Here is a 23,502-nt window from a genome sequence, read left to right as displayed (position 1 = left end):
GGAGATGAGTGCGGTGAGATCCGCCGCCGTCCATGGTGCGCCGTCGCACGAGGCCGGCGGTATGCGTCACGTGACTGCATCCGCTGTGGGGTCACGCGCTTGCTACCGTGACAGAACGTGGGCGCGGACCTGCGACGACGCTGCGGTCCCGCTCGATGAGATCTTTTGGAGGGCCTGTGCAGGAGCGGGCGCCGAGTTCCCGCGCCAACGCGGAACGTGACGCGATCGTCGGGCGGGACGCCGAGGTCGAGCGACTCTCCGCGCTGGCGGCGGACGCGTCTGGTGGCGGCCGGGTCCTGCTCATGTCCGGAGCCACGGGGATGGGCAAGAGCGTGCTACTGGAGCACGCCGCTCGCGTCGCTGGGGAGGCAGGCCGTCGGGTGCTACGGGCGAGCGGGTGCGAGTCCGAGAGGGACCTGGCTTTCGCGGGCCTGCACCAGCTTCTTCGGCCGGTGTTGGCCGAGGCGGCCCACCTGCCGGATCGACAGCGCCGGGCGCTGCTCGGTGCCTTCGGGGTGTTGCCCGACGCCCCCGATTCCCTGCTGACGGGGATCGCCGTCCTGACCCTGCTGTCCCAGTTGGCCGAACGGGCGCCGCTCATGGTCGTGCTCGACGACGCCCAGTGGATCGACTCCGCCTCCGCCGACGTCCTCGCCTTCGCTGCTCGCCGGCTGGACGACGACCCCATCACCCTGCTGGCCGCCGTACGCGACGACGACCTGGGCGCACCGCCGGTCGGCGTACGCGAGGGCGGGCCGAGCTTCGACCGGAGGCCAGGCTTCGACCGGGAATTCCCGACGCTCGTGCTGCCCCCGCTCGACCACACGGCGTCCCGACGGCTGCTCGGCCTGCGCGCGCCCGGCCTGACGAGCAGGATCAGGCAACGCGTGCTCGACCAGGCTGCGGGAAACCCCCTGGCCCTGCTCGAACTGGCCGAACACGCATCGCTCAACCCCGACGAGCACGGCCCGCTGCCGGTCGGCCGGCGACTGGCGGCCATCTACGCCGCCCGGCTGGCTGAGCTGCCCGAAGCCGGCCGGCAGGCCCTGTTGCTCCTGGCAGCCGCCGACGTGGAAGATCCCCCCGACGCCGTGCTGGCGCTGCTGCCTGACGCCGACCACAAAGTCTGGCTCGCCGTCGAAGAGTCCGGGCTGATCCGCCGAGCAGGCCGTCACCTACGGTTCCGCCACCCGCTGGTCCGCTCCGCGATCTACCACACGGCGCCGTTCGGCGCCCGCATGGAGGCCCACCGGAAGCTGGCCGACGCCCTGCGCCACGAACCGGACCGCCGTGCCTGGCATCTCGCCGCCGCCTCCCTCCACCCTGACGCGGAGGTGTCGGCCGCCCTGGAACAGACGGCCGACAGGGCTCGCAGGCGAGGCGGTTACGCGGCGGCGGCCAAGGCACTGGCCCGCGCGGCGGAGCTGCATCCCCGGCGCGACGACAGCGCTCGGCTGCTGGCGGACGCGGCCGGCGTGGCCGTCTTCACCGGGGACCTGCCCTGGGTGGAGGAACTGGCCGGCCGGGCCCGCGCCCGTACCGACGACCCAGCCCTGCTCGCCGCCGCCTCACTGCACGTCGGGCGACTGTCCGCGCTGACCAGGCAGCACGCCGCCAGCTTCAACGACCTGGCCGCGATCGCCGGCGACCTGGCGGCCACCCACCCGGCCATCGCGCTCGACGCGCTCGCCGCCGCCGCAGTGCTGCGCTTCTACTCAGGCGAGGAGTCCCAGCGGCGGGAGATCGACCGGCTCCTGCCGCACCTGCCCGCCGGGCCGCTGCGGGAGTGGGCGCAGATCGTCTCGGACCCGTTCGGCGGCGGTCGCGAACTGGCGCCCCTGCTGCCTGACAGGATCGCCGCAGCCGGGGGCCGCTTTGGATCAGGCAATCGCGGAGGGGCCGGCGGCGCCGGTGGTCGACCGGAACGGTTGACCGCGCTGGCCATCGCGGCCTGGGTGCTGGACGAGACCCCGTTGGCGGTCCGGGCGTTCGACGAGGCCGTCCAGTCGTGGCGCACCGCAGGGCCGCTCCCCGACGGGCTCGGCGGCGTTGTCGCGCTGGCCTACTTCGAATATGGCCGCTGGGATCGGGCCCGTCAGGTCTGCGCCGAAATCGGCGCGCTGCCGGCCGCGGCCGGACTCGACCACGCCGTCGCGTGCGCGCGCGCCATCGAGGCCATGGTCGTGGCCCCTCAGGGCGACGCGGCAGGCGCCCGCGCGCTCGCCGACGAGGCGCTGCGCCTGGTGGACCCGCTGGAAAGCCGATCGGTCGCCGTGTACGCGCACCGCGCACTGACCGCCGCCGCCATGGTCGAAGGCGACTACGAGGCCGCCTACGAGTACGCGCGGATGGTCTTCGACATCAACGGCGACCCCGTCCACTACCACGCCTCCTACCCTGCCCTGCCGGAGCTGGCCGAGTCCGCCACGCGCAGCGGCCATCACGCCGAGGCGATCGAGATCATCGAGTGCTCGGCCCGTACTCTCGCCCGCGGCGGCTCGCCCCGCCTGCGGAGCCTGGTGCACCGCAGCCGCGCGTTGCTCGCCGAACCCGAGCACGCCGGGCCCGCCTTCCTGGCGGCCCTGGCCGATCCCGCGCTGGAACGCTGGCCCTTCGAGCGAGCGCAGGCACTGCTGGAGTACGCCGAATGGCTGCGCCGCCGTCGCCGGATCGCCGAGGCACGGCCGTTCCTCACCGCGGCGTACGACACCTTCCGCCGGCTGGGCGCGTGGCCGTGGAGCGAACGCGCGCAGGCGGAACTGCGGGCGGCCGGTCTGGACATCAGCCCGGCCGATCCCGGAGCCTTCGCCGGCCTTTCTCCGCAGCAGCAGCAGATCGTCCGGCTCGCCGCCCGCGGGCTGACCAACCGTGAGATCGGCGAACGCCTCTTCCTGTCGCCGCGCACCGTCGGCTCCCACCTCTACCGCACCTTCCCCAAGCTGGGCGTCACCGCCCGCTCCCAGCTTCGCGACGTGGTGGAGGCGGCGGCCGTGGACGGCCCGCCCGACTAGGTCATCACGCAGGGGACGCGGCCGCCGTCGAATGTCTGTGCAAGCTCGGCCGTCGCCTCGTCCAGGCGGTTCACGTGAAAGAGCTCGAGGGACATACGATCGCCGCCTCGCCGGCGGTCTGCGGCCAGCCGCGCCAGTGTGCGGCGGCCGTCGTGGCAGGGGATCGTGGGCCACGCGCCGGCCTCCATGAGGTGGATCGCCCGGTCCAGGTTGCTTGGTCAATGCCGGCGACGACGGTGGGATCCACCCCACCGTCTCCAGACGATCCCGGCAACCCGATACGACGGCGCTGTGACGTGGCCCATGAGCAGCGGGAACGCCGCGCCGATGCCGAAGACGGCCCGTGCCGCGGCGGCGGCCGACACGCTGGTGGGCCTCGGCGACGCCCACCACGCCCTCGGCGACCGGACGGCGGCCGAGACGGTCTGGCGCGGCACGTGCCCTGTACGAACCGCACCACCGTCACATGGAGACAGGTCGTGTCCGCGCCCAGCTCGGGTCGTGACTTCGAGTGCCGGGCACCGGCCCGCTACGGGCATCAGCAGTCGTACTTGATCAGGGCTTTGTGGCCGAGACAGGTCCTGCCGGGGCCGACGCGGATGGTCGTGGTCGGCGCCGAAGGGGACGCCCGGCCCACCTGACATCGTGACCCGCAGGATCCACGCCGCTCGACCTGTGACCCGCTCCGGCTCGTCCTCCTCTTCCACGTCCTCATCGAACACGTACTCGTATGCCGGTAGCAGGCCGACTGCCGACAGTTGGTCATCGAGTGCGTCGGGGGACCGCCCCCGGCGGTCGCCCGGGAAATAGATATCGAATGCGGTGATTATCTCGCCGTCCATGGCATAGGCGAACGCAGCGTTGCCCAGGAAGTCACGTAGCACCACGACGGCCTTTGTGCCCTGGGAAAGGCGGCGGATCACCTCAAGCATCATGCCGCCGAACCCGCCATTCTCGAACATGATCGACCCGCTGCCGGCGGCGTGTATGTGGGCGATGTACGGCTGTGTCGTGTCGAGGGCCGGCACGGCACCCAGGAACGTGCGCAGGATGTCTTCCACCCAGTCGGGCGACTTGTTGGGGAGCAAGGTGACGCACAACCCGGTCGTCCAATAGGGGAAAGTCATCGCCTGTCAGCCAAGCATGGTCGGCAGGATTTGGAGTGGGCATGTTCATGCGTTCCCGATTAACCTTGGTGGCTGGTAAGGCCGCGCCAGATTTCTCAATACGACAGCCCTTGGGTGATCATTCTTCTTGTCGAGGGAGGAAGATCTATAACCAAGGGCTGTCGTGATGACTAGTGTGCCTGATCTATGTCCGGTTGATGCATGGGGCAGCGCATGTCGCCGAGAGCTGGGGCAACAGGGCCAACGGCGCCTACTGCCTCCGGTGACCGTGGAACGGCGGCAACAACCAGCAGTGGCGGCTCAACAGCGTGGGCGGCGGCCGCTACCAGATCATCAACCGCGGCACCGGCACCACGCTGGACGGCGCGGGCAACGCGACCGTCGGTCCGGACGTCGTGTGGATGCCGAACGGCAGCACGAGCAACCACGGGACCATCCCCATCGCCTGCCGGCACGAAGACCATCGGGCCGGCACCCCCACCCGCGAGGTGGAAGTGCCGGCCCGGCGGGGTTGGCGCGTCAGGCGGTCAGCGCTGGAGCGTCAGCACGCCCGGCCGCCAGGGCAGGGAGTTGTAGGCCGTGCCGTCGGAGCGCGGGTCGCGGCCCTGGTAGAGGAGTTGGAGGTTGCAGGGGTCGATGGTCTTGGTCTGGTCGGGATTGGTGCGCACCAGGTCGCCGTGGCTGATGTCGTTGGTCCACGTCGCGCCGCTGTTGGCCTTGCCGGCGAACGGGTTGCTCTCGGTCGCGGCCTGGGGGGTCCAGGAACCACTCAGGCTGGTTGCCGTGAACGAGCGGAAGTAACGCCCGTTCGCGCCCATGGCCTCCACGAGCATCAGGTACTGGTTCTGGTCCTTGACCTTGTAGACCTCGACCGCCTCGAACAGGTTCGCCGTCGTGTCGCTCATGATCGTCGTGTAGGACGTGCCGAAGCTGCCCGGGAAGTTCCCGATCGGCATGCTGGCACGGTAGATGTTCCCGTTGTCACCGGCGAAGAACAGGTACATGTTCGTGCCGTCGCCGATCAGCGTCTGGTCCAGGGCGCCGCCGCCGGGGATGTTCCCCGAGAAGAGTTCCTGCGGCGCGGACCACCCGTTCGCGTTGGTGGGGTCGCTTGAGGTCCGGTAGCTGAACGTGGTCGGACCCCACTGGTAAGCGAGCACCCAGATGTTCTTCGGGGTGAAGTAGAACAACGTGGGCGCGACGGTGCCGAGATTCATCGTGTTCTGCGGAGCCGAGGCCATGTCCGACCAGTTCGTGAACGGCCCGAAGTTCATCGAGCCGTAGTGCTGCCCAGCGGAGTCGACCGTCGACCCGTAGACCACATGCTTGCCGTTGTAGACGACGTTGGTGAAGTCCTTGAGCGAAACCCAGCCCGCCTTCGGCGTCGCCAGTGCGCCCGTCGAGGACCAGCGGTACGTCGACGGCAGCGAACACGTCCCCGGCGTGGTGCCGCCCACACGGACCAGTTGCCACTGCTGGTTCGAGCCGTTCCAATCGCCGTACTGCACGACGGCCGCCCCGTCCGCGGTCGACAGGCCCGTCACTTCCACGGCCTTGCCGCTGTTGCGGTTGATCAGCCGGAGATAGCCGCCATCGGAGTCCACGAGTCGGAACTGCTGGTTGGTGCTGTTGTTGTCCGTCCACTGCTGGACCTTCGCGCCGTCCGCGGTCGACCAGCCGTCGACGTCGAGCACCTTGCCGGAGTTCTTCGACTTCAACCGGTAGTAGCCGCCCCCGGAGTCCACGAACTGCCACTGCTGGTTCGCCCCGTCGTGGCGCGCCCACTGCTCGATCACCGCCCCGTCGGCCGTGGAGGCACCCGTGACATCCATCGCCTTGCCGCTGTTGCGGTTGACCAGCACGTACCAGGCGTTCGTGTCGACGGTCGCCGCCGACGCCGCATCGGGGGTGATCGCGAGCGCCGACGCAGCGGCTAAAACGGTCGTGACCGCGGTGATCAGGACGGACTTGAAACGGCTGCGTCGAACGCGACCCGCATGCCGGCGCACCGCCGGCGGTGACACGCCCGCTCCGGCCGAGACCATCGAACTCAAGGCGATTCTCCTTCGGTGTCAGCGCCCGCGCGAGGCGCGTTATGCGTCGCAGAAGAGCTCGTTCCCAACTCCGGGTTTGGTCGCCACGGGAGGCTGCCGTTGTTGCGCTCCGACTCGCCGTGGGACGTCATGGAAGCTTCTCGTCAAAGTTGATGTTAGCGCTAACATTCGTACCGCAAAGCGGTTTACACAAATCAGGGCATGGAGGGGAAGGGTGACCATCTGGCGCTCGTGACGTTGCCAGATTATTTCGGCACATTCAAGAGGTACCGTCGACGAACTCCGGTCCGCCCGCACCGAGCGAATGTTCGTTCCGCATGAGACCGAGTCTCGACGACGCCGCAAAACTGGATCAGGCACACTTTCCGTGATCGGACCTTGGTCAGTCGGCCAGTAGGATTCGTTTGCGCAGGAGATCGGGGTTAGCGCGGCCGTACATCTGTCGCTTGAGCATCTTGGTCCGGTTGACGTGCCCTTCGACGGGCCCGGAGCTGTAGGGCAGGGTGAGGCCGGCGGTGACGGCGTCTTGGTCGTGGCGTAGCCGGGTGACGAAGGAGTGGAGTTCAGGCAGGTCGTCGTTGAGGAACGCGTTCATCCAGGTCTCCAGGTTGCGGCCGTGGCGGTGCATCATCATCTCGGCGAACTGGCGGACGCGCAGCCGGAGCTTCGCCAGCTGGGGCATGCGCTGGTGAGCGCCTGGAGATGGCGGCCTTCCTCAGGGTCGAGGTGCCGTACGCGTCGGCGCGGTTGTCGCAGCGGGCGTCGTCGGCGCCGACGTCCCTGCAGATCGAGTAGACGTCGGCTCTCGACCCGCAGCTGGCGGTGTCCACCTTCTCGCGGCGGCAGCCGAGAAACCACGGGAGGAGGGCCCGCACAGCAGACCGAGGTGCTCGACATCTACATCTTCCGCGTCTACGGCAACGGCCTGTTCGCCCAGGCGACCACGATGAGCCTCGCCCTCCTTCTCCTGGTCGCCCTGCTGGCCTTCCCTGTCATCGGCTACCTGCGCAAGAGGGAGCGTGTCCTGTGAGGAGCTCCGCCCGGGGCTGGTCCCGCCTCGTTCACCCGGCCGTCGTCATCATCCTGACCGCCGTCGTCATCGGAATCCCGCTGTGGCTGGCCCTGGTGACCTCTGCCAAGTCGCAAGGCGAGGCGAACCTGCCCGACCTGTCCCTCCCCCGGGTGTGGCACCTGTGGGACAACTACTCCCAGGCGTTCACGCAGGGCCGCATGCTGTGGGCGCTGTTCGGCAGCCTGCTGGTCATGGTGCTGTCCGTCGCCGGCATGATGCTGGTCTACATGGGCATGTACATGTCCCTGGTGATCTTCTTCGTCACCGGTTTCGTGCGGACCATACCGGTCGAGGTGGAGGAAGCGGCCCGCATGGACGGCGCACGGCCGCTCGGCATCTTCATCAAGGTCGTCCTGCCGCTGCTGCGCCCGGTCATCGCGACCGCCACGATCCTCATCTGCCTCTACATCTGGAATGACGTCTTCTACGCCTTCTTCGTGCTCGGCGGAGGGACGTACTCGACACTTCCCCTGAACCTGTAGTCGGTGGCGAGCAGCAACCTGTATCAGAACAACTGGAACCTCGTTTTCGCCTACGTCGTGCTCATGAGCCTGCCGCTGGTCGTCGTCTTCGTCGTCGCCCAAAGACGGATCATCTCCGGCATCACCGGAGGAGCCGTCAAGTGACGGTGGCCCACTGCTGGTCGAGCAGCCCGTCGATCTCGTGCGGTTCGGGCGGCACCGCGCCCTCCCGGGTGCATACCACGGCCGCCGCCGCGCATCCGTAGCGCAGCGCGTCGCGGACGCGCTCCTCGGTGAGCTCGCCGTCACCGAGAACCGTGAGATAGGCGGCGGTGAAGGTGTCGCCCGCGCCGACCGTGTCGACGACTTCGACGACGGGAGCGGGGCAGGTGATCACCGAGTCGCCGAGGATCGCCGACGCGCCGTCGCCGCCTCGGGTCACCACGACCAGGCGCTCTCCCGGCCACGCCGCCCAGCGTTTCGCCGCGTTCGGGCCGGCCTCGCCAGGATACAGCCAGGCCAGGTCCTCCGCGCTGACCTTGACCAGCCTCGAGAGCCGTACACAGTCCTCGACCAGCGTCAGCGCGGTCGCCCGGTCGCCGATGAGCGAGGGGCGGATGTTGGGGTCGTAGGAGACGATGACCCCGGCGTCGGCCGCGGCCCGCATCACGTCGCGGACATGCGGGCCACCGGGCGGGACGAGCGTGGCCAGTGATCCGGTGTGCAGGCAGGTGACGCCGTCGAGCGAGACGGGGCCGGAGAAGCGCCAGTCGAACCGGAAGTCGTAGGACGCCGACCCGTCGTCGCCGACCCTGGCGAAGGCCAGGCTGGTCGCGGCGCTGGGGACGAGCTCGCCGTGCCCGACTCCGTACCTGCCGAGATGGCCCCGCAGCAGATCGCCGAAGAAGTCGCCGCCGATCTCGCCGGCGAGTCTGACCGGTTGCCCGAGCGTGGCCAGCGCGACCGCGACGTTGAGCGGACTGCCTCCCGCGACGGCGTTGAACCGCCATGCGCCGGGCGAGCCGATCAGGTCGACGATGCTCTCGCCGATCACCAGGAACGTCATGTGCTCTCCCCTCATGCCGGCGACATGGTGACATCTGCTGAATCGATTCCGCAAGAGCGAAGGCGCGTTTCACGGGGATTGCGACAATGTTTCCGACACCATCTTGACCTCGTCCGATGCGGGAGCTACGTTTGCGCAAACGTTTTAGCTCAGTGGCGGTTCGGGGCGCACCGCATGAGCCCCGGGCTGACGGGAGAGAGCACCATGTCTCACAACTCTGGCCTGTCCCGGCGCGACCTGTTGAAGTGGACGGGCGTGTCGGGTCTGGCGGCAATGGCCACCGCGTGTGGCGCAGGCGGGACCACGACCGGATCGGGTACGGGCGGTGCCAAGGCGCTCAGCGTCCTGGTCGAGGCGGGCGGCAAGGCGGAGCTGACCAAGATCGCTGAGGCGTTCACCAGGAAGACCGGCGCGAAGGTGACGTTCATCGAGCTGCCGTACGACGGCCTGTTCAACCGGTTGTCCGGCGAGCTGTCCTCCGGCGCCCTCAGCTTCGACGTGGCCGCGCTGGACGCGATCTGGCTGACCGCGTTCGCCGGCGCCGTCCGCCCCCTGACCGAGCTGTTCACCGCGGACGTCAAGGCCGACCTGTTCCCGGCCCTGGTGACCGAGGCGCAGGTCGGCGGCACGTTCGTCGGCATGCCGGTGTGGACGAACGCCGAGATCCTCTTCTACCGCAAGGACCTGTTCGAGGACGCCGGCGAGCAGGCCGCCTTCAAGAAGAAGTACGGCTACGAGCTCGCCCCGCCCACGACGTGGGATCAGTTCAATGACGCGGCGACGTTCTTCACCCGCGACGGCAAGCTGTCCGGCACCGACGTCAAGGGCGCGGTCGAGACCGAATGGCTCGCGCACGTGCTCCAGGCCGGGTCGCCGGGCGTGGTCCTGGACGCCTCCGGCCAGGTCATCATCGACAACGAGCAGCACCTGAAGGCGCTGACGTTCTACAGCGACCTGAACAACAAGCTCAAGGTGAGCCCGCCCGGCGCCGAGCAGCTCGACTGGGCGGGCGCGCAGAACCTGTTCAACCAGGGCAAGACGGCGATGACGCGGTTCTGGGCGCACGCGTTCCCGCTCATCCCCAAGGACTCCCCGGTACACGGCAAGGTCGGCGCCGCTCCCATGATCGGCGGCGCGGCCGGCGTGGCGGGCATCCCCGGCCCTTGGTACCTGTCGGTGCCGAAGGCCACCAAGCAGGCCGACCTGGCCACCGAGTTCGTCAAGTTCGCCTACGACAACAACGCGATGGCGATCGAGTCCTCGCTCGGGCTCGCCGCGCGGAAGTCGGCGTTCGAGCAGTACGCCGACAAGCCCGGCTACGAGCACTTCAAGCCGCTGCTGGAGACCCTCAACGCGACCGCCACCAAGCCACGCCCCGCGACGCCCAAGTGGCAGCAGATCGTGGACACCGTGCTGATCCCGACGCTGCAGAAGTCGCTCACCCCGGGCGCCGACTACGCGGCCCTGCTGGCCGCCGCCAAGGAGAAGGTCCAGAGCCTTGCGCAGTAGCTCGAAGCCCGCGCTGGAGCCGGCCGCCCCCCGGCCCTCCGGCGGGGACGTCCGGGCCGGCGTCGATCACGTCCGGCGCCGGCGGGGTCCCGGGCTCACCGACAACCGGTTCGCGCTGGTGCTGATGGCTCCGGCGGCCGGGTTCCTGGCGGTGTTCGTCGGCTGGCCGCTGGTCAAGCTGGTCGTGGACAGCCTGTACGACATCGCCCCGCTGGCCGGGACGCGCGAGTTCACCGGCCTGGGCAACTACGGCGAGGCGCTGACCTCGCCCGAGTTCCTCGGCGCCGCCGGCCGCACGGCCCTGTACACGATGCTCGTGGTCACGCTGGAGTTCACTCTCGGGCTGGCGGTGGCCCTGCTGTTCAACGTGCTGGGCCGGCGGGCGAGGTGGATCCGGACCCTGTTCCTGTACCCGCTGATGATCGCCCCCGTCGTCGCGGGGCTGCTGTGGCGGTTCCTGCTCATCGACAACTTCGGCATCGTCAACGAGCTGCTCGCCCGGCTCGGCATCATCGGCGGCCCCGACGCGATCGGCTGGTTGAGTGACCCGGACATCGTGCTGTTCTCGGTGGCGCTGCCCGACATCTGGCTGACCACGTCGTTCATGGCCCTGGTGCTGTTCGCCGGACTGCAGAACATCCCGGGCGACGTGCTGGAGGCCGCCCGCCTCGACGGCAGCGGACCCTGGCACACTCTCACCCGGGTGACGCTGCCGCTGCTGCGGCCGGTCATCGCCGTCGCGCTCGTCGTACGCGGCATCGACGCGGCGCGGGCCTTCGACGTGATCCTCATCCAGACGAACGGCGGCCCCCAGTCGGCCTCCGAGACGCTCAGCCTGCTCATCTATCGCACGATGGTGCGCTTCGGCGAGCCAGGGCTCGCCAGCGCCATGGGCACCCTCTATCTGATCGCGATGCTGGCCGTGGCGCTGATCGCGGTGGCCACCATCTGGCGGCCCGGGAAGGGGGCGGCGCGATGACCTCCCGCATGAGCACCCGGACCCTGCTGTGGGCGCTGCTGGCCGCCATCGTGGTGCTGTACGCGTTCCCGTTCGCGTACCTCATCCTGACCTCGCTGAAACTGCCCACCGACGCCATCTCCGTGCCGCCGACGGTGCTGCCCAAGGCCTGGAGCCTGGAGAACTACGGCACCGCTCTGGCCACGCCCGGCGTGATCCCCTCGTTCATCAACAGCACCTCCACCGCTGTGATCAGCACGGTGCTGTCGGTGCTCCTCGCGGTCCCGGCCGCATACGGGATCACCCGCTACGGGACCGTGAGCGGGCGGATCTTCGTCATGCTCGCCCTGGTCACCCGGATGGTGCCGCCAGTCGCGATCGGGGTCCCGCTGGTCAACCTGATGAGCACGGCGGGCATCACCGACACGCCCACCGCGCTCGCGCTGGCCCACACGACGATCTCGCTGCCCCTGTCGATCTGGCTGATGGCCAGCTTCTTCGAGGCCGTGCCGCCCAGCCTGGAGGAGGCGGCGCAGGTCGACGGCTGCACCCGGCTGCAGGCGATGGTGCGGGTCGTGGTGCCGGTCGTCGGCGGCGGCATCGCGGTGACGGCGATCTTCGCGTTCCTCGCGTCCTGGAACGAGTTCCTGTTCGCGCTGCTGCTCACGGCGGTGCGGGCACAGACGACGCCGATCGTCATCGCCAACTTCCAGACCCAGTACGGCCTGCAATGGGGGCCCATGACCGCACTGGCCACCCTGTACTCGGTCCCCGTCGTCCTGTTCACCCTGCTGCTCCAGCGGCGGATCGTCGCGGGCATGACCCTCGGCGCCGTCAAGGGCTGATCCACACCAAGCGAAAGGTTACCTGGCAATGCAGTTCTGGCAGCCGACCAGCCCACTCGGCGGGCTCCCGCGCATCAAGGCGGGGCGATCGCGGCGATCGTCCAGCTGGGACCGTACCGGCGGCAACCGCGACTTCGCCGTCGTCCCCCCTGGCGAGACCCACGTGCTGGCCGACATCGAGGGCAGCGGGATCATCGAGCACATCTGGCTGACCACCCGGTGCTACTCGGAGAAGTACCTGCGCAAGCTCGTCATCGAGATGTACTGGGACGGCGAGGACAACCCCAGCGTACGCAGCCCGCTCGGCGACTTCTTCGGCGTCGGCCACGCCACCTGCACGCACTACGTGTCGCTGCCGCTGAGCATGGTCTTCGGCCCGCGCCGCGGCCCCAAGGGCCCCTTCGCCGCCGCGATGAACTCCTACTTCCCCATGCCGTTCGGCTCGCACGCCAAGATCGTGCTGCGCAACGAGAGCGACATGCCGGTGGAGAACTTCTTCTATTACGTCGACTACGAGCTCACCAAGGAGCCGATCCCCGACGACATGGGCCGCTTCCACGCCTACTACCGGCAGGAGAAGCCCTGCGAGAAGGTCGTGCACCCCGCGGGCGCGGAGAACCCCCCGCCGTGGGAGCTGCCGGGCGTCAACCTGACCGGGGACGACAACTACGTCATCCTGGACGCCACCGGCACCGGGCACTACGTCGGCTGCGTGCTGAGCATCGACAACTTCGACGCCTCCAACCAGCAGTTCACCTGGCCTGGCGAGGGCGACGACATGATCTTCATCGACGGCGAGAAGTGGCCGCCGTCCCTCCACGGCACCGGTACCGAGGACTACTTCAACGCCGCATGGGGATTCCCCAGCGGCGCGTACGCCGGGCCGTACCATGGGGTCTCGCTGGCCAGCAGCCCGCAGGAGCACTTCGGCCTGTGGAGTTTGTACCGCTTTCACATTGAGGACCCGGTTCGCTTTGCCGAGTCGATTCGCGTCACCATCGAGCATGGTCACGCCAACGATCAAGGCAACGACTTCTCCAGCGTCGCGTACTGGTACCAGCTTCACCCGCACGCCCCGCACGCCGACCTCCCGCCGGTCGAGGAGCGACTGCCGCGCCGCTGGCCCGAGCACGGCCTCTGGGACGAGTGATGCCTCCGGTCACGCCATCAAGGGATCCCCCAGAAGACAGCGGAACAGAGGAGAGATGCGGTGACCAGGCGGCCGAGCATCCGTGACGTCGCGCGCGAGGCAGGTGTGTCCATCACGACCGTCTCCCGCGCGCTCAACGACGTCGAGGGCGCCCGACTGCCCGACGACACCCGTCGACGCGTACGCGAGGCGGCCGAGCGGCTGGGGTACGCCCCCAACAAGATGGCACGCGGCCTGCGCACCCAGCGCAGCCACCTGCTCGGGATGGTCAGCGATCACATCGCCACCACCCCGCATGCCGGCCGGCTGATCCTCGGCGCCCAGGAGGTCGCGACGACCCGTGGGTGGGCGTTGATGCTCGTCAACACCGGGGGAGACCCGGCCGCGGAGGCGCGCGGCATCCAGGCGCTGCACCAGCAGCAGGTCGACGGGGTGCTGTACGCCACGATGTACCACCGGATCGTCGAGGTCCCGGCCGCGCTGCGCGGCCTCCCCCTGGTCATGGCCGACGCCAGGACCGGGGGCGACGGACCGCCCGCCGTGGTCCCGGACGAGGTCCGGGGAGGGTACGACGCCACCCGGGAGCTGGTCGAGCACGGCCACCGGCGCGTGGGGCTCGCGCTCAACAGCGACGACGTCCCCGCCACCCACGGGCGCCTGCGCGGTTACCGCCAGGCGCTGGAGGAGGCGGGCATCGCCTACGACCCGGAACTCGTCGTACGGGAGGAGTCCGAGTCCACCGGCGGCTACCGCGCCTGCCGCCGGCTGCTGGAGCGCACGCCCCGGCCCACCGCGATCTTCTGCTTCAACGACCGCATGGCCATGGGGGCCTACCGCGCGGCCGCCGAACTCGGCCTGCGCATCCCCGCGGACCTGTCCGTCATCGGCTTCGACAACCAGGAGTACATCGCCGACGGCCTGTACCCCGGCCTGACCACCCTGCAACTACCCCACTACGAAATGGGGGCCTGGGCCGTCAATCGCCTCATGGAGCTGATCGACGACCCCGCCCGGAACGCGGGCGACGTCCCAGTGCGGACACTGCCCTGCCCCCTCGTCCGCCGGTCCTCGGTCGCGGCTCCGACCGCCTGAGGCGTACCGGCGTCATCACCGGAAAGGCATTTCGTGCTGCGTCTCGACGACCACTGGGTCTGGGACTTCTGGCTCGCCGACGACGGCGAGACCTACCATCTGTACTTCCTCAAGGCACCCAAGGCGATCGGCGACCCCGACCAGCGCCACTGGAACGTCTCGGTCGGCCACGCCGTCTCGGCCGACCTCACCGGCTGGACCGTGCTCCCGGACGCGCTGGCCCCCAGCGCCGGTCCCGCCTTCGACGACTACACCACCTGGACCGGCTCGATCGTCCGGGCCGACGACGGCACCTGGCACATGTTCTACACCGGCACCAGCCACGCCGAACGCGGCCTCAAGCAGCGCATCGGCCTGGCCACCTCCGACGACCTGCACACCTGGCGCAAACACGGCACGGCAGCGATCCTGGAAAGCGATCCGCGCTGGTACGAGCAGCTCGAGACCGCTCAGTGGCCCGACGAGGCCTGGCGCGACCCCTGGGTCTTCCGCGACCCCGGCGGGGACGGCTGGCACATGCTCATCACCGCCCGCTCCCGGGTCGGCGACCCCGACCAGCGCGGCGTGATCGGCCACGCCCGCTCGCACGATCTGCTCACCTGGGAGGCGCAACCCCCGCTCAGCGCGCCCGGCACCGGCTTCGGCCACCTGGAGGTCGCCCAGGTGGAACTCGTCGACGGCAGTCCTGTGCTGCTGTTCTCGTGTCTGCACACCGAGCTGTCGGAGGAGCGGCGGCTGGCCGGGGAACGCGGCGGCGTCTGGGCCCTCGAACCCGGCGATCTGCTCGGACCGTACGACCCGCTCAAGGCGCGGCGCCTCACCGAGGAGTCCCTCTACAGCGGCCGCGTCATCCGGGATCGCGCGGGCGCCTGGGTCCTGCTCGCCTTCCGCCACACCGACGACGACGGCTTCATCGGGGAGATCACCGACCCGATCCCCGTGCGCCTCGATCCGGCACACGGCCTGCGGAGCACCCAGCCGCTTCCGATGTGAAACCCGGGGCATTCCCCCACCCCCCAACCATCAGGAGGAACCGCATGACCGAGAAGGATCCCGGCCTCACCCGCCGCCTGCTGCTCAGAGCGCCGGCAGTCGGCGTGGCGGCAGCCGGCGTGGCCGTGCTGTCGAACCCGCCCGCCGCCTCCGCCCAGGCCGGGCCGTCCATGGCGTACGACGTCACGACCTGGGTCCACTCCACCAACGCGGCCATCACCTGCTTCACCGATATCGGCGCGCTGATCAACGACATCATCGCCGACATCAAGAAGCGCCAGCCCAATCAGTCGTCGAAGCCCGGTGCGGTGATCTACATCCCGCCCGGCGACTACCCGCTCAAGACCAGGGTCACGGTCGACGTCAGCTATCTCACCATCAGGGGTGACGGCCACGGCTTCACCTCCTCCAGCATCCGGTACAACGCCGGAGACACCTCGGCCTGGCACGAGATCTGGCCGGGCGGCAGCCGGATCCGGGTCGAGAACACCGACGGCAAGAGCGAGGCCTTCCTCGTCTCCCGCAGCGGGGACCCGCGGCTGAGCTCGGTCGTCTTCGACAACTTCTGCCTCGACGGGATCTCGTTCACGCCGAACCAGAACTCCTACGCCAACGGCAAGGTCGGCATCCGCGTCGACACGGCCAACGACGCCTTCCGCGTCGAACGGATGGGGTTCGTCTACCTCGAGCGCGCGCTGATCATCCGGGACGCGGACGCGCTCAGCGTGCACGGCAACTTCATCGCCGAATGCGGCAACTGCGTGGAGCTGATCGGCTCAGGGCAGGCGTCGAAGGTCACCGACAACCATGTCGGCGCGGGCTACATCGGCTACTCGATCTTCGCTGAAGGGCACCAGGGCCTGCTGATCGCCGGGAACAACATCTTCCCGCGTGGCAAGAGCCTGGTTCACCTGCGCAACACCAGCCGATCGTCGATCACGGGGAACCGGCTGCACGGCTTCTACCCCGGAATGCTCGACTCGGACGGGGTCAACAAGGAGAACCTCATCAGCGGCAACCACTTCCGGAGGGAACCCGAGCCCTGGGCGCCGATGCAGCCGTACGACAACGGCAAGGACGACCTGTACGGGGTGATGCACCTGTGCGGCGACGGCAACATGGTCACCGGCAACCTCTTCGCCTATGACGTCGCCCCTGCCAAGATCAAGCCATCCGGCGCGAAACCCACCATGATCCTGGTCGCCACCGGATCCAACAACCACGTCTCCAACAACAGCGTGGCCAGCAACGTCGCGGCGAACGCCGTCGTGCTCGACGCGAGCACGCGAGGCACGAAGGTGATCGACAGCGCCACCGCCTCGCAGTTCGTCACCTACGCCACGGACTACGCCTTCCGCGCCACTCCCTGAGCCGCAGCAGGGCCGGCTGACGCCGCGGCAGGTGACGCGCCGGGAACGAACCCTTGTCAGATGTCCGTTCCGGGGTGAAGAATCGATTTGCTGAATCGTTTCTTCAAGGAGAATCATGGGCAAGCCGCGGATCAAGGACGTCGCAGCCCGAGCGGGCGTAGGCGTCTCCACGGTGTCCGTGGTCCTGAACAACGTCGAGGGCGCGCGCGTCAGCCTCGAGACCCGAGAGCGGATCCTCTCCGCCGCCCGCGACCTCGGCTACACCTCCGACCCGATCGCCCGAAGCCTGCGCACACGGAGGACGCAGACGATCGGCTTCGTCGGGGACGACATAGCGACCACCCCGTTCGCCGGGCGGATGATCCAGGGAGCTCAGGACGCCGCCTGGCAGGCCGGCTACCTGCTGTTCCTGGTGAACACCGGGGGCGAGCACGCGCTCGAGCGCCATGCCGTTCGGGCGCTGCTCGACCGGAGCGTCGACGGTGTCATCTACGCCACCATGTATCACCGGCACGTCGAGGTCCCCGAGCTGCTGGGCGACGTGCGCACCGTCGTCCTGGACGCGCGCCCCACCGGTGGCTCCATGCCGTACGTCGTGCCCGATGAGCGCGGAGGCGCGGCTGCGGCGGTGGGCGAACTCCTGCGCGCGGGTCACCGGCGGATCGGCTTCGCCACCGAGTCGCTGGAGGTGCCGGCGGCGACCGGGCGCCTGGCCGGCTACCACGAAACGCTGGCGGCGGCCGGGATCCCCGCCGACCCGGAGCTGGTGGCGGCCGAGCACGGCGACACGGCGGGAGGCTACCGAACGGCGAGCCGCCTTCTCGATCTCGGCGAACGGCCCACCGCGATCTTCTGCTACAACGACCGGATGGCCATGGGGTGCTACCGCGCCGCGGCCGAACGCGGCCTGCGCATCCCCCACGACCTGTCCGTCGTCGGGTACGACGATCAGGACCTGATCGCGCCCGAGCTGTCCCCGGCACTGACGACCGTCGCCCTCCCCCACTACGAGATGGGGACGTGGGCGGTCCGCCGGCTGCTGCGGCTCGTCCAGGACGACCCGGAGCAGGGGGAGCAAGGACATCTCATGCCGTGCCCGCTGGTCAGGCGGGACTCGGTGGGGCCGCCGCAGCCCGCGCATGTACAGCCCACGGGTTGCCAACTCTCCAGGAGCGTCCGGACTGACCGTTCATCGGTTCCTCCACCGGTCGCTCAATAGAGCAGCGTGCTGGTGGTGCGGATCCGTGGCCCGGTCTGCCCCACGCGTGGCCGGCGTCAGATCATAAATGGAGCGGCCGGCTGCCGGCGCCCGCTTTTGTCAGCCGACCACAGTTCCACTACCAGACATTCCCGAGGCCTGGCGCACGTATCTTCCCTGACTGGACCGCTAGATCGCTCTACACTTGCCGATCGTGGACTGGATCGAGCGGGGCGCCGAGATCCGGCGGTGGACCAGGCGGGGGCCTGTGCGGCGAGCCGGAAAAAATGCCCACGATAGCGGCCAATCGCCCGTTCGATGAATCCTTTCGAAAGAGTGGAGCGTTTGATCCTGTCTCGCTGACTTTCGTTCAGTTCGTCCCAACGGCGGAGTCCCGCCAGATAATCTAGGGCTTGTTGGCTGAGCTCCCCATAGACGGTTTCGATCTGTTCCAGGACGACTTCGGTGGGTCGGGTCGGTCCTGGAGGCTCGATCGTGGACTGCGCTGCCCAGTTGACCAGCCGCAGGCGCTTCGACTGCCCCTTTCCTACGTCCTGCCATTGACGTAGCTCGCGGCTCCATTTACCGCCCGCGTCCAAATCCTCTAGCCGCTCCGCCAATTCTTCGGTGAAGGCGGTCATGACGATGACGGCGTGGGCGGCAGCCAGCAGGCCCTCGTACTCCAGCCGAGTCGACGATTTCATCCGCTCCTTCAGCCAGTTGGTCAGCTTGCGAAGGTGCGCGATGAGCTCATTCTTGGCGTCGAAATAGGGTAGGGCGCTGTTGGGTCGGAACGCGGTAACAGCCCAGTCCCAGGCCCTGATCCAGCGCATCGACGACCGCCGAATCATCTTTGGCGAGCAGCTTGACCGCGTCCTCATAGGTCATCATGGAGCGCCGTACCATCGCGTTCCCCCAAGAGTGCAACCACGGCAGGGGCCTCACACTACGCGTACTCGGCGATGTTCAGGGCCGATATTGTGATCCCCGACCTTGCCGGGGCGTCTCCCTGTTCAAGGTCGGAGGAAGTCGGGGCCGAACCTGCGGCTACAGAGGTTGAAAGGTCAGTGTTCAAAGTGGGCTGATGGTGACGTGCAGCCTGATGTGAGCGATGAAAGCGTCTAGAGGCTGGATCGGTACTGCACGCTCGGGAATCCGGACGTCCTGATCGCTGGCAGATGCCGGGTACGACGTGACCAGGTGACGTTCTCCCGGCTGATCGGCCCGTGGAACTTTGGTCGGACCCGTGCAGGTCAGGCACTGCGGTTGCCGACACCAAACGGCCATGACGATGGCCGCCGCCAGGGCATCACCGCGGACCGGGCCGGGTGACGGCGGACGCAGCCCCGCCGGTTCTAGGCCCCAGCGGGATGTCGGTGAGCAGGAGCGGGGAGGCAATCGTGACGGATGCGACGCTGGCCGCCCGGAAGCGCTGCTGGAGATGATCGATTACCTCGGGAGGTGGGCGGAGCGCACAGCAGATCTACGCCGTCCGTAGCATTGCTGTCGCGATCAAGGTCGGTCAGCCGGTGGAGTTGCTCAGCTTCCTGATGTCGGCGTTCGTACTCAAGGAGGTCTTCACCGGCGGACGAAGGTCGGGGTCAGTGCGTGTGCCAGACGCCTCTTCCAGACGTGGGCCTGGTCCTGGACTTGCGGATATTCGACCTGGAACTCGTCCCAGTTCACGTCCCAGCTCCGGATCGCCTCCAGGTCGAACTCCGCCGCCTCGCGCTCGCCCAGCGCCTCCTCCAGAACCTGCCGGAGCAGCTCATGGGGCAGCGTGACGCGCTCGGCCAGCAGTACGGCGTCGTACAGGTCCTTGCCCTGCGCCCATATGTCGGAGGCCAGCCACAGGATCTTCCAGGCCAGCGACAGTTCGGGGGTGGCGGCCTGGACGAGTGTCGGCTCGCCGCCGCCCGCCCGGGGGATCAGCGCTGTGACAGGTGGGACCGGCAGCCGCTCGTTGAAGACAAAGTCGAGCTGAACGGTCCCTGACGGCAGGCCCGCGGCGTGCCAGGTGAACACCAGACGCTGCCCCGGGGTGCGATCGTAGGTCCAGATGTCATCGACGCGGATGCCGGTGGCATCGACGGTCACCGTGCCGGATACGTCCGGGTTTTCGGCCACGGCGCCGATGAGCCCCTTGAACATCTCTGCCGTGAACGAGCTCTCGAGTTCGACGTCGTGCGGCACCACCACCCAGTCGAGGTCGCCCGGATCCCGGGCATCGGCCCCGATCCACGCCTCCAGCAGCAGGCTGCCGCGCAGCACGAGGTTCTCGGACCAGGGCGAGCCCGCGACGATGGCGACCAGGTGGTCGATCGCGTCCCGTCGTGCCCGCCGCCAGCGTCGCCCGGTCTCCTCGTCCTCGAAGGCGGGCTCTCCGGCGCGGAAGGCGTACGTGAACTGCTTCAGCGCCGGGTCGAAGATCCGGGGCTGGCGTACGCCGTCACCGCGTGTGAGAGGCAGGTACGTCACCGGGACTTCGGGTGATTCCTTCGCCGGCATGTCGTACCGGCCGGGCACGGGCTGCTGCTTCTGCTTCTGTCGCGACGTCATCGTTCCTCGATCCAGCCGTTGTCGATGCCGGGGTTGTCGTCGTGCACCACGAACTCCTGCTCGGCCTCGAGCACCGCGAAGCCGACCGATCTGAGCTCCTCCAGAAGTGCGTCGAACCGCCGGCTTGCCTCGGGCAGGCCGACGTTCCTGCAGCGCTGTGTCACGAACCGCTCATGGGAGCCGTCGCCACGCAGTCGCCTGGCGTTCTGCGACACGTGCGCCGAATGGCGTCCGGCGATCGTGGCCAGGGCCGCCGGGTCGTCGCGTACCGTCACCTTGGCGTGGTGCTCGAAATAGCACGCGCCCAGCGCGGCCGCCGCTTCCGTGGTCGCCGGCACGTCGTCGTTCCATGGCGCGGCCTCGATCTTGACCCGGACGACGTCGAAGCCTTCGTCACGCAGCCGGTTCACGCTGATCGCGGCGGCGGCCCGCTGGCCGGTCAGGGTGCCGCGGCCGGTGAAGGTAAGCATGGGCTGGGAAGGGACCTCGCCGCGGGCGAGCACGATGTGGGTGAGCTTCCCGCCGTTGCGGGCCGCCCAGGGTGCCAGGCGCTCGAGTGCGGTGCTGGCCGCGACGGTCACATGGATGTCGAAGGCACCCGCGAACTCCAGGCCGGACGGAGATCGTTTCCCCATGACCGCATATCGTTCCATCGGAGGGCACCCGCTTCGACCGGTTTTCTCCTCGGTTAGTGCAGGACGGACGTGTACAGTACCGGCCTCACAGAGGCACCGTGCGGCCGGTCCCGTTCGTACCTGACGCTGCACTGCTCGGCCGGCTCGTTCATGCCGTGGCTGGGCTCGATGAACGATCTTCTGGAAGAGGACTGGTCGGCGTTGTACATCCGAAATCTCGGCTAGCGAGGTCTCGACCAGGTTCCTATCGGTGGCTTAAGGCGGCGCCGACTCGGGCAGGCGGGCGGCGGTCGATGCCGCGCCAGCGGAGGAGATCAAGCGGATCCATAGCGAGTTTGACGGCGTCAATATGTACGCACGTATTTGGCACGATCAACGGCCGTGTTCGTCGCATGCCGGGGTGGTCGTAGCGGGTTGCCTGAGGCTTGAATGGCACAGAATCATGGTCTGACCTGCGAAAACACTATGAAGATCATCCCGCGCATGTCCCCTGATCATGGTCTTACGGCTGCATGCGGGCACCGCCGGCTGCCTATCAAGGTCCACAAAGCAAAAGACCTGCGGCTGAGAAACCGCAGGTCAGGGGCTGAAATGCCTGTTCAAATGAGTGCCCCCGGCAGGATTCGAACCTGCGGCACCCGCTTTAGGAGAGCTCGAGCTGTTTCGAGTCCAACATGTCTACTGATGGGTGATATGCGATTGCTGCGCGATGTGCCTTGGTGGGTCGACAAGGACCTCCCATCGCTCATCGCTTGACGGGTGTTTGGCCTGGTCAAAACGATACTCGCGGCGGGAGCCTCGCAAGAAGCTCCCGCTCTTCACACGCGGGTGCCTTCACAGGAGTACGTGCCGACCACGGTGACCTTCTTCTTCGGGAATGCCTTCGACAACGACAACTTTTGCGAGCCGGCCAGTGATGGCAAAGCACATCACGGAGCTTCAACCCATGGCGATCGTGGAATGCATCCGCATGGGCGTTCCACCCGGTGCCCCTGCCGTTCAATGATCCTCGCTGCCGTAGCGGCTCAAGGACGTGCCCGCAGGGCCTGCTCCCGGCCCTCACCTGCTGTGCCCGCTTTCCGCCGGTACTGAGTGACTTGGGACAGGGGCGCGTCGGGTGCGGGCGAGCACCAGGATGAGCACGGCCATCCCGGCCAGCAGGTGGGAGGTCGCCGCGGGCGCCGTCGAGGACGTTGCTGGCGGCGGTCGTGCCGTCCGGAAGGCCGAGCCGGACGCGGTAGATCACGGTGCCCAGGGAGCCGAGGACGGTGAGCCCGACGGCGATGCCGAGCTCGTTGCTGACCTGGGCCAGGGGCGGCTCCCACTCCGGCCCGCTCCGGCCCGCTCCGGTGGCGCGGCGCTGATGACGTGGTCCATGAGCAGCGGGAACGCCGCGCCGATGCCGAAGGCGGCCAGGGCCGCGGCAGCGGCCGACACGCTGGTGGGCCTCGGCGACGCCCACCACGCCCTCGGCGACCGGCCGGCGGCCGAGACGGCATGGCGTGGCACTCGCCCTGTACGAACCGCACCACCGCCACATCGAAACCGCCCGCGTCCGCGCCCGGCTCGGGTCGTGACTTCGAGTGCCGGGCACCGGCCCGCCACGGGCGTCAGCAGCAGTCGTACTTGATCAGGCTTTGTGGCCGAGACAGATCCTGCCGGGGCCGACGCGGATGGCCGTGGTCGGCGCCGAAGGAGGCGCCCGGCCCATCTGACATCGTGACCCGCATAATCCACGCCGCTCGACCTGTGGCCTAATCAGGCAAAGCGTCGGGCGATGTCGCTCTCGTAGAGGCGTGCCAGCGAGACCGCGTGAGGGGCGGCATTCAAGTGGCTCTGGTCGAACCGCACTCCGGTCACAGCGGTAGCCACCGCCAATGCTCGGATCACCTCCGCGCTCAGGTCCCGCTCCGGTACGTCCTCCTCATCCACGTCCTCATCGAACACGTACTCGTATGCCGGTAGCAGGCCGACTGCCGACAGTTGGTCATTGAGTGCATCGGGGGACCGCCCTCGGCGGTCGCCCGGGAGATAGATATCGAACGCGGTGATTACCTCGCCGTCCATAGCATAGGCGAACGTAGCGTTGACCAGGAAGTCACGTAGCACCACGACGGCCTTTGTGTCCTGGGAAAGGCGGCGGATCGCCTCAAGCGTCATGCCGCCGAACCCGCCATTCTCGAACATGATCGACCCGCTGCCGGCGGCGTGTATGTGGGCGATGTACGGCTGTGTCGTGTCGAGGGCCGGCGTGGCACCCAGGAACGTGCGCAGGGTGTCTTCCACCCAGTCGGGCGACTTGTTCGGGAGAAAGGTGACGCAGAACCCGGTTATCCAATGGGGGAAGTCATCGCCTGTCAGCCAAGCATAGTCGGCAACATTTGGAGTGGGCATGTTCATGC

The 23,502-nt window shown here is 68.4% G+C and carries 20 protein-coding genes and 1 pseudogene; 13 read left to right on the top strand and 8 right to left on the bottom strand.

Annotated features, from left to right (window positions below; all coding sequences use genetic code 11):
- The first annotated feature begins 176 nt into the window (after positions 1-176).
- Positions 177-3,011, top strand: a complete 2,835-nt coding sequence (locus HD596_RS08710; protein ID WP_313043308.1) for a helix-turn-helix transcriptional regulator — start codon at positions 177-179, stop codon at positions 3,009-3,011.
- A gap of 218 nt (positions 3,012-3,229) precedes the next feature.
- Here the strand turns inward: HD596_RS08710 and HD596_RS08705 are convergent, their stop codons facing one another.
- Complete coding sequence (locus tag HD596_RS08705) at positions 3,230-4,138, bottom strand: DUF6461 domain-containing protein (RefSeq protein WP_185068771.1); 909 nt, start codon at positions 4,136-4,138, stop codon at positions 3,230-3,232.
- Between the two features lie 308 nt (positions 4,139-4,446).
- Here HD596_RS08705 and HD596_RS65580 point away from each other — a divergent pair.
- Positions 4,447-4,500 (top strand): annotated as a pseudogene (locus HD596_RS65580) (hypothetical protein); the annotation flags it as partial.
- A gap of 165 nt (positions 4,501-4,665) precedes the next feature.
- Here HD596_RS65580 and HD596_RS08695 read toward each other — a convergent pair.
- Together HD596_RS08695 and HD596_RS61470 are read right to left on the bottom strand one after the other, a co-directional pair.
- Positions 4,666-6,183: a non-reducing end alpha-L-arabinofuranosidase family hydrolase gene (locus HD596_RS08695; protein ID WP_185078362.1), complete on the bottom strand. Its 1,518-nt coding sequence runs from the start codon at positions 6,181-6,183 to the stop codon at positions 4,666-4,668.
- A 391-nt stretch (positions 6,184-6,574) separates the two neighbouring features.
- Positions 6,575-6,874 carry a transposase gene (locus HD596_RS61470; RefSeq protein WP_246554223.1) on the bottom strand — a complete coding sequence of 100 codons (300 nt, stop codon included), beginning with the start codon at positions 6,872-6,874 and terminating at the stop codon, positions 6,575-6,577.
- A gap of 204 nt (positions 6,875-7,078) precedes the next feature.
- Here HD596_RS61470 and HD596_RS08685 point away from each other — a divergent pair, with 204 nt between their 5' ends.
- From HD596_RS08685 to HD596_RS60270, 3 genes are read left to right on the top strand one after another with little or no spacing between them, the layout of a single operon-like run.
- Entirely contained in the window at positions 7,079-7,222 is a 144-nt protein-coding gene (locus HD596_RS08685; protein ID WP_185068770.1) for a hypothetical protein, read from the top strand.
- Positions 7,219-7,746, top strand: coding sequence for an ABC transporter permease subunit (locus tag HD596_RS08680; RefSeq protein ID WP_221519236.1), 528 nt, complete (start codon positions 7,219-7,221; stop codon positions 7,744-7,746). Before HD596_RS08685 ends, HD596_RS08680 begins: the two co-directional genes overlap by 4 nt.
- Before the next feature lie 3 nt (positions 7,747-7,749).
- Positions 7,750-7,890 (top strand): hypothetical protein, encoded by a 141-nt coding sequence (locus tag HD596_RS60270; protein ID WP_221519235.1) that lies wholly within the window; start codon positions 7,750-7,752, stop codon positions 7,888-7,890.
- Here the strand turns inward: HD596_RS60270 and HD596_RS08675 are convergent.
- The gene (locus tag HD596_RS08675) at positions 7,883-8,791 is read right to left on the bottom strand and encodes a carbohydrate kinase family protein (RefSeq protein WP_185068769.1); all 909 of its coding nucleotides are present in this window, start codon (positions 8,789-8,791) and stop codon (positions 7,883-7,885) included. The two genes, HD596_RS60270 and HD596_RS08675, sit on opposite strands and share 8 nt — an antisense overlap.
- A gap of 204 nt (positions 8,792-8,995) precedes the next feature.
- Here HD596_RS08675 and HD596_RS08670 point away from each other — a divergent pair, with 204 nt between their 5' ends.
- The 8 genes from HD596_RS08670 (at position 8,996) to HD596_RS08635 (ending at position 17,927) form a co-directional block, all read left to right on the top strand.
- Positions 8,996-10,300 carry an ABC transporter substrate-binding protein gene (locus HD596_RS08670; RefSeq protein WP_185068768.1) on the top strand — a complete coding sequence of 435 codons (1,305 nt, stop codon included), beginning with the start codon at positions 8,996-8,998 and terminating at the stop codon, positions 10,298-10,300.
- Positions 10,290-11,279 (top strand): carbohydrate ABC transporter permease, encoded by a 990-nt coding sequence (locus HD596_RS08665; protein ID WP_221519234.1) that lies wholly within the window; start codon positions 10,290-10,292, stop codon positions 11,277-11,279. The genes HD596_RS08670 and HD596_RS08665 overlap by 11 nt, the downstream gene beginning before the upstream one ends.
- 8 nt (positions 11,280-11,287) lie before the next feature.
- Positions 11,288-12,103 carry a carbohydrate ABC transporter permease gene (locus HD596_RS08660; RefSeq protein ID WP_221519233.1) on the top strand — a complete coding sequence of 272 codons (816 nt, stop codon included), beginning with the start codon at positions 11,288-11,290 and terminating at the stop codon, positions 12,101-12,103.
- 28 nt (positions 12,104-12,131) lie between these two features.
- Positions 12,132-13,253, top strand: a complete 1,122-nt coding sequence (locus HD596_RS08655) for a glycoside hydrolase family 172 protein (protein WP_185068766.1) — start codon at positions 12,132-12,134, stop codon at positions 13,251-13,253.
- Positions 13,254-13,313: 60 nt separating this feature from the next.
- Positions 13,314-14,345 carry a LacI family DNA-binding transcriptional regulator gene (locus HD596_RS08650; protein ID WP_185068765.1) on the top strand — a complete coding sequence of 344 codons (1,032 nt, stop codon included), beginning with the start codon at positions 13,314-13,316 and terminating at the stop codon, positions 14,343-14,345.
- Positions 14,346-14,378: 33 nt separating this feature from the next.
- Positions 14,379-15,338: a glycoside hydrolase family protein gene (locus HD596_RS08645; protein WP_185068764.1), complete on the top strand. Its 960-nt coding sequence runs from the start codon at positions 14,379-14,381 to the stop codon at positions 15,336-15,338.
- A gap of 44 nt (positions 15,339-15,382) precedes the next feature.
- Positions 15,383-16,708: a NosD domain-containing protein gene (locus tag HD596_RS08640; RefSeq protein ID WP_185068763.1), complete on the top strand. Its 1,326-nt coding sequence runs from the start codon at positions 15,383-15,385 to the stop codon at positions 16,706-16,708.
- Between the two features lie 115 nt (positions 16,709-16,823).
- Positions 16,824-17,927 (top strand): LacI family DNA-binding transcriptional regulator, encoded by a 1,104-nt coding sequence (locus HD596_RS08635; protein ID WP_185068762.1) that lies wholly within the window; start codon positions 16,824-16,826, stop codon positions 17,925-17,927.
- A gap of 56 nt (positions 17,928-17,983) precedes the next feature.
- Here the strand turns inward: HD596_RS08635 and HD596_RS08630 are convergent, their stop codons facing one another.
- The 4 genes from HD596_RS08630 to HD596_RS08615 all read right to left on the bottom strand — a co-directional run bounded on the left by HD596_RS08630 (position 17,984) and on the right by HD596_RS08615 (position 23,500).
- Positions 17,984-18,739: an NACHT N-terminal helical domain 7-containing protein gene (locus HD596_RS08630; RefSeq protein ID WP_185068761.1), complete on the bottom strand. Its 756-nt coding sequence runs from the start codon at positions 18,737-18,739 to the stop codon at positions 17,984-17,986.
- Between the two features lie 745 nt (positions 18,740-19,484).
- On the bottom strand, positions 19,485-20,465 hold the full coding sequence (locus HD596_RS08625) for a nucleotidyl transferase AbiEii/AbiGii toxin family protein (RefSeq protein WP_185068760.1): 981 nt from the start codon (positions 20,463-20,465) through the stop codon (positions 19,485-19,487).
- On the bottom strand, positions 20,462-21,100 hold the full coding sequence (locus HD596_RS08620) for a hypothetical protein (protein ID WP_185068759.1): 639 nt from the start codon (positions 21,098-21,100) through the stop codon (positions 20,462-20,464). The genes HD596_RS08625 and HD596_RS08620 overlap by 4 nt, the downstream gene beginning before the upstream one ends.
- 1,758 nt (positions 21,101-22,858) lie before the next feature.
- Positions 22,859-23,500 (bottom strand): DUF6461 domain-containing protein, encoded by a 642-nt coding sequence (locus HD596_RS08615; protein WP_185068758.1) that lies wholly within the window; start codon positions 23,498-23,500, stop codon positions 22,859-22,861.
- Positions 23,501-23,502: the final 2 nt, after the last annotated feature.

Source organism: Nonomuraea jabiensis (genome assembly GCF_014204795.1).
Lineage (GTDB): Bacteria > Actinomycetota > Actinomycetes > Streptosporangiales > Streptosporangiaceae > Nonomuraea > Nonomuraea jabiensis.
Note: the sequence above shows the minus strand (reverse complement) of the source record. Positions and strands in the feature narration are given on the sequence as shown.

What these genes read in the sequence shown, in the direction of transcription:
- HD596_RS08705 (WP_185068771.1), bottom strand. Translation starts at nt 4,138, where the DNA reads ATGACTTTCCCCTATTGGACGACCGGGTTGTGCGTCACCTTGCTCCCC.
- HD596_RS08695 (WP_185078362.1), bottom strand. Translation starts at nt 6,183, where the DNA reads ATGGTCTCGGCCGGAGCGGGCGTGTCACCGCCGGCGGTGCGCCGGCAT.
- HD596_RS61470 (WP_246554223.1), bottom strand. Translation starts at nt 6,874, where the DNA reads ATGCCCCAGCTGGCGAAGCTCCGGCTGCGCGTCCGCCAGTTCGCCGAG.
- HD596_RS08675 (WP_185068769.1), bottom strand. Translation starts at nt 8,791, where the DNA reads ATGACGTTCCTGGTGATCGGCGAGAGCATCGTCGACCTGATCGGCTCG.
- HD596_RS08670 (WP_185068768.1), top strand. Translation starts at nt 8,996, where the DNA reads ATGTCTCACAACTCTGGCCTGTCCCGGCGCGACCTGTTGAAGTGGACG.
- HD596_RS08660 (WP_221519233.1), top strand. Translation starts at nt 11,288, where the DNA reads ATGAGCACCCGGACCCTGCTGTGGGCGCTGCTGGCCGCCATCGTGGTG.
- HD596_RS08655 (WP_185068766.1), top strand. Translation starts at nt 12,132, where the DNA reads ATGCAGTTCTGGCAGCCGACCAGCCCACTCGGCGGGCTCCCGCGCATC.
- HD596_RS08640 (WP_185068763.1), top strand. Translation starts at nt 15,383, where the DNA reads ATGACCGAGAAGGATCCCGGCCTCACCCGCCGCCTGCTGCTCAGAGCG.
- HD596_RS08635 (WP_185068762.1), top strand. Translation starts at nt 16,824, where the DNA reads ATGGGCAAGCCGCGGATCAAGGACGTCGCAGCCCGAGCGGGCGTAGGC.
- HD596_RS08630 (WP_185068761.1), bottom strand. Translation starts at nt 18,739, where the DNA reads ATGCGCTGGATCAGGGCCTGGGACTGGGCTGTTACCGCGTTCCGACCC.
- HD596_RS08625 (WP_185068760.1), bottom strand. Translation starts at nt 20,465, where the DNA reads ATGACGTCGCGACAGAAGCAGAAGCAGCAGCCCGTGCCCGGCCGGTAC.
- HD596_RS08620 (WP_185068759.1), bottom strand. Translation starts at nt 21,100, where the DNA reads ATGGGGAAACGATCTCCGTCCGGCCTGGAGTTCGCGGGTGCCTTCGAC.
- HD596_RS08615 (WP_185068758.1), bottom strand. Translation starts at nt 23,500, where the DNA reads ATGAACATGCCCACTCCAAATGTTGCCGACTATGCTTGGCTGACAGGC.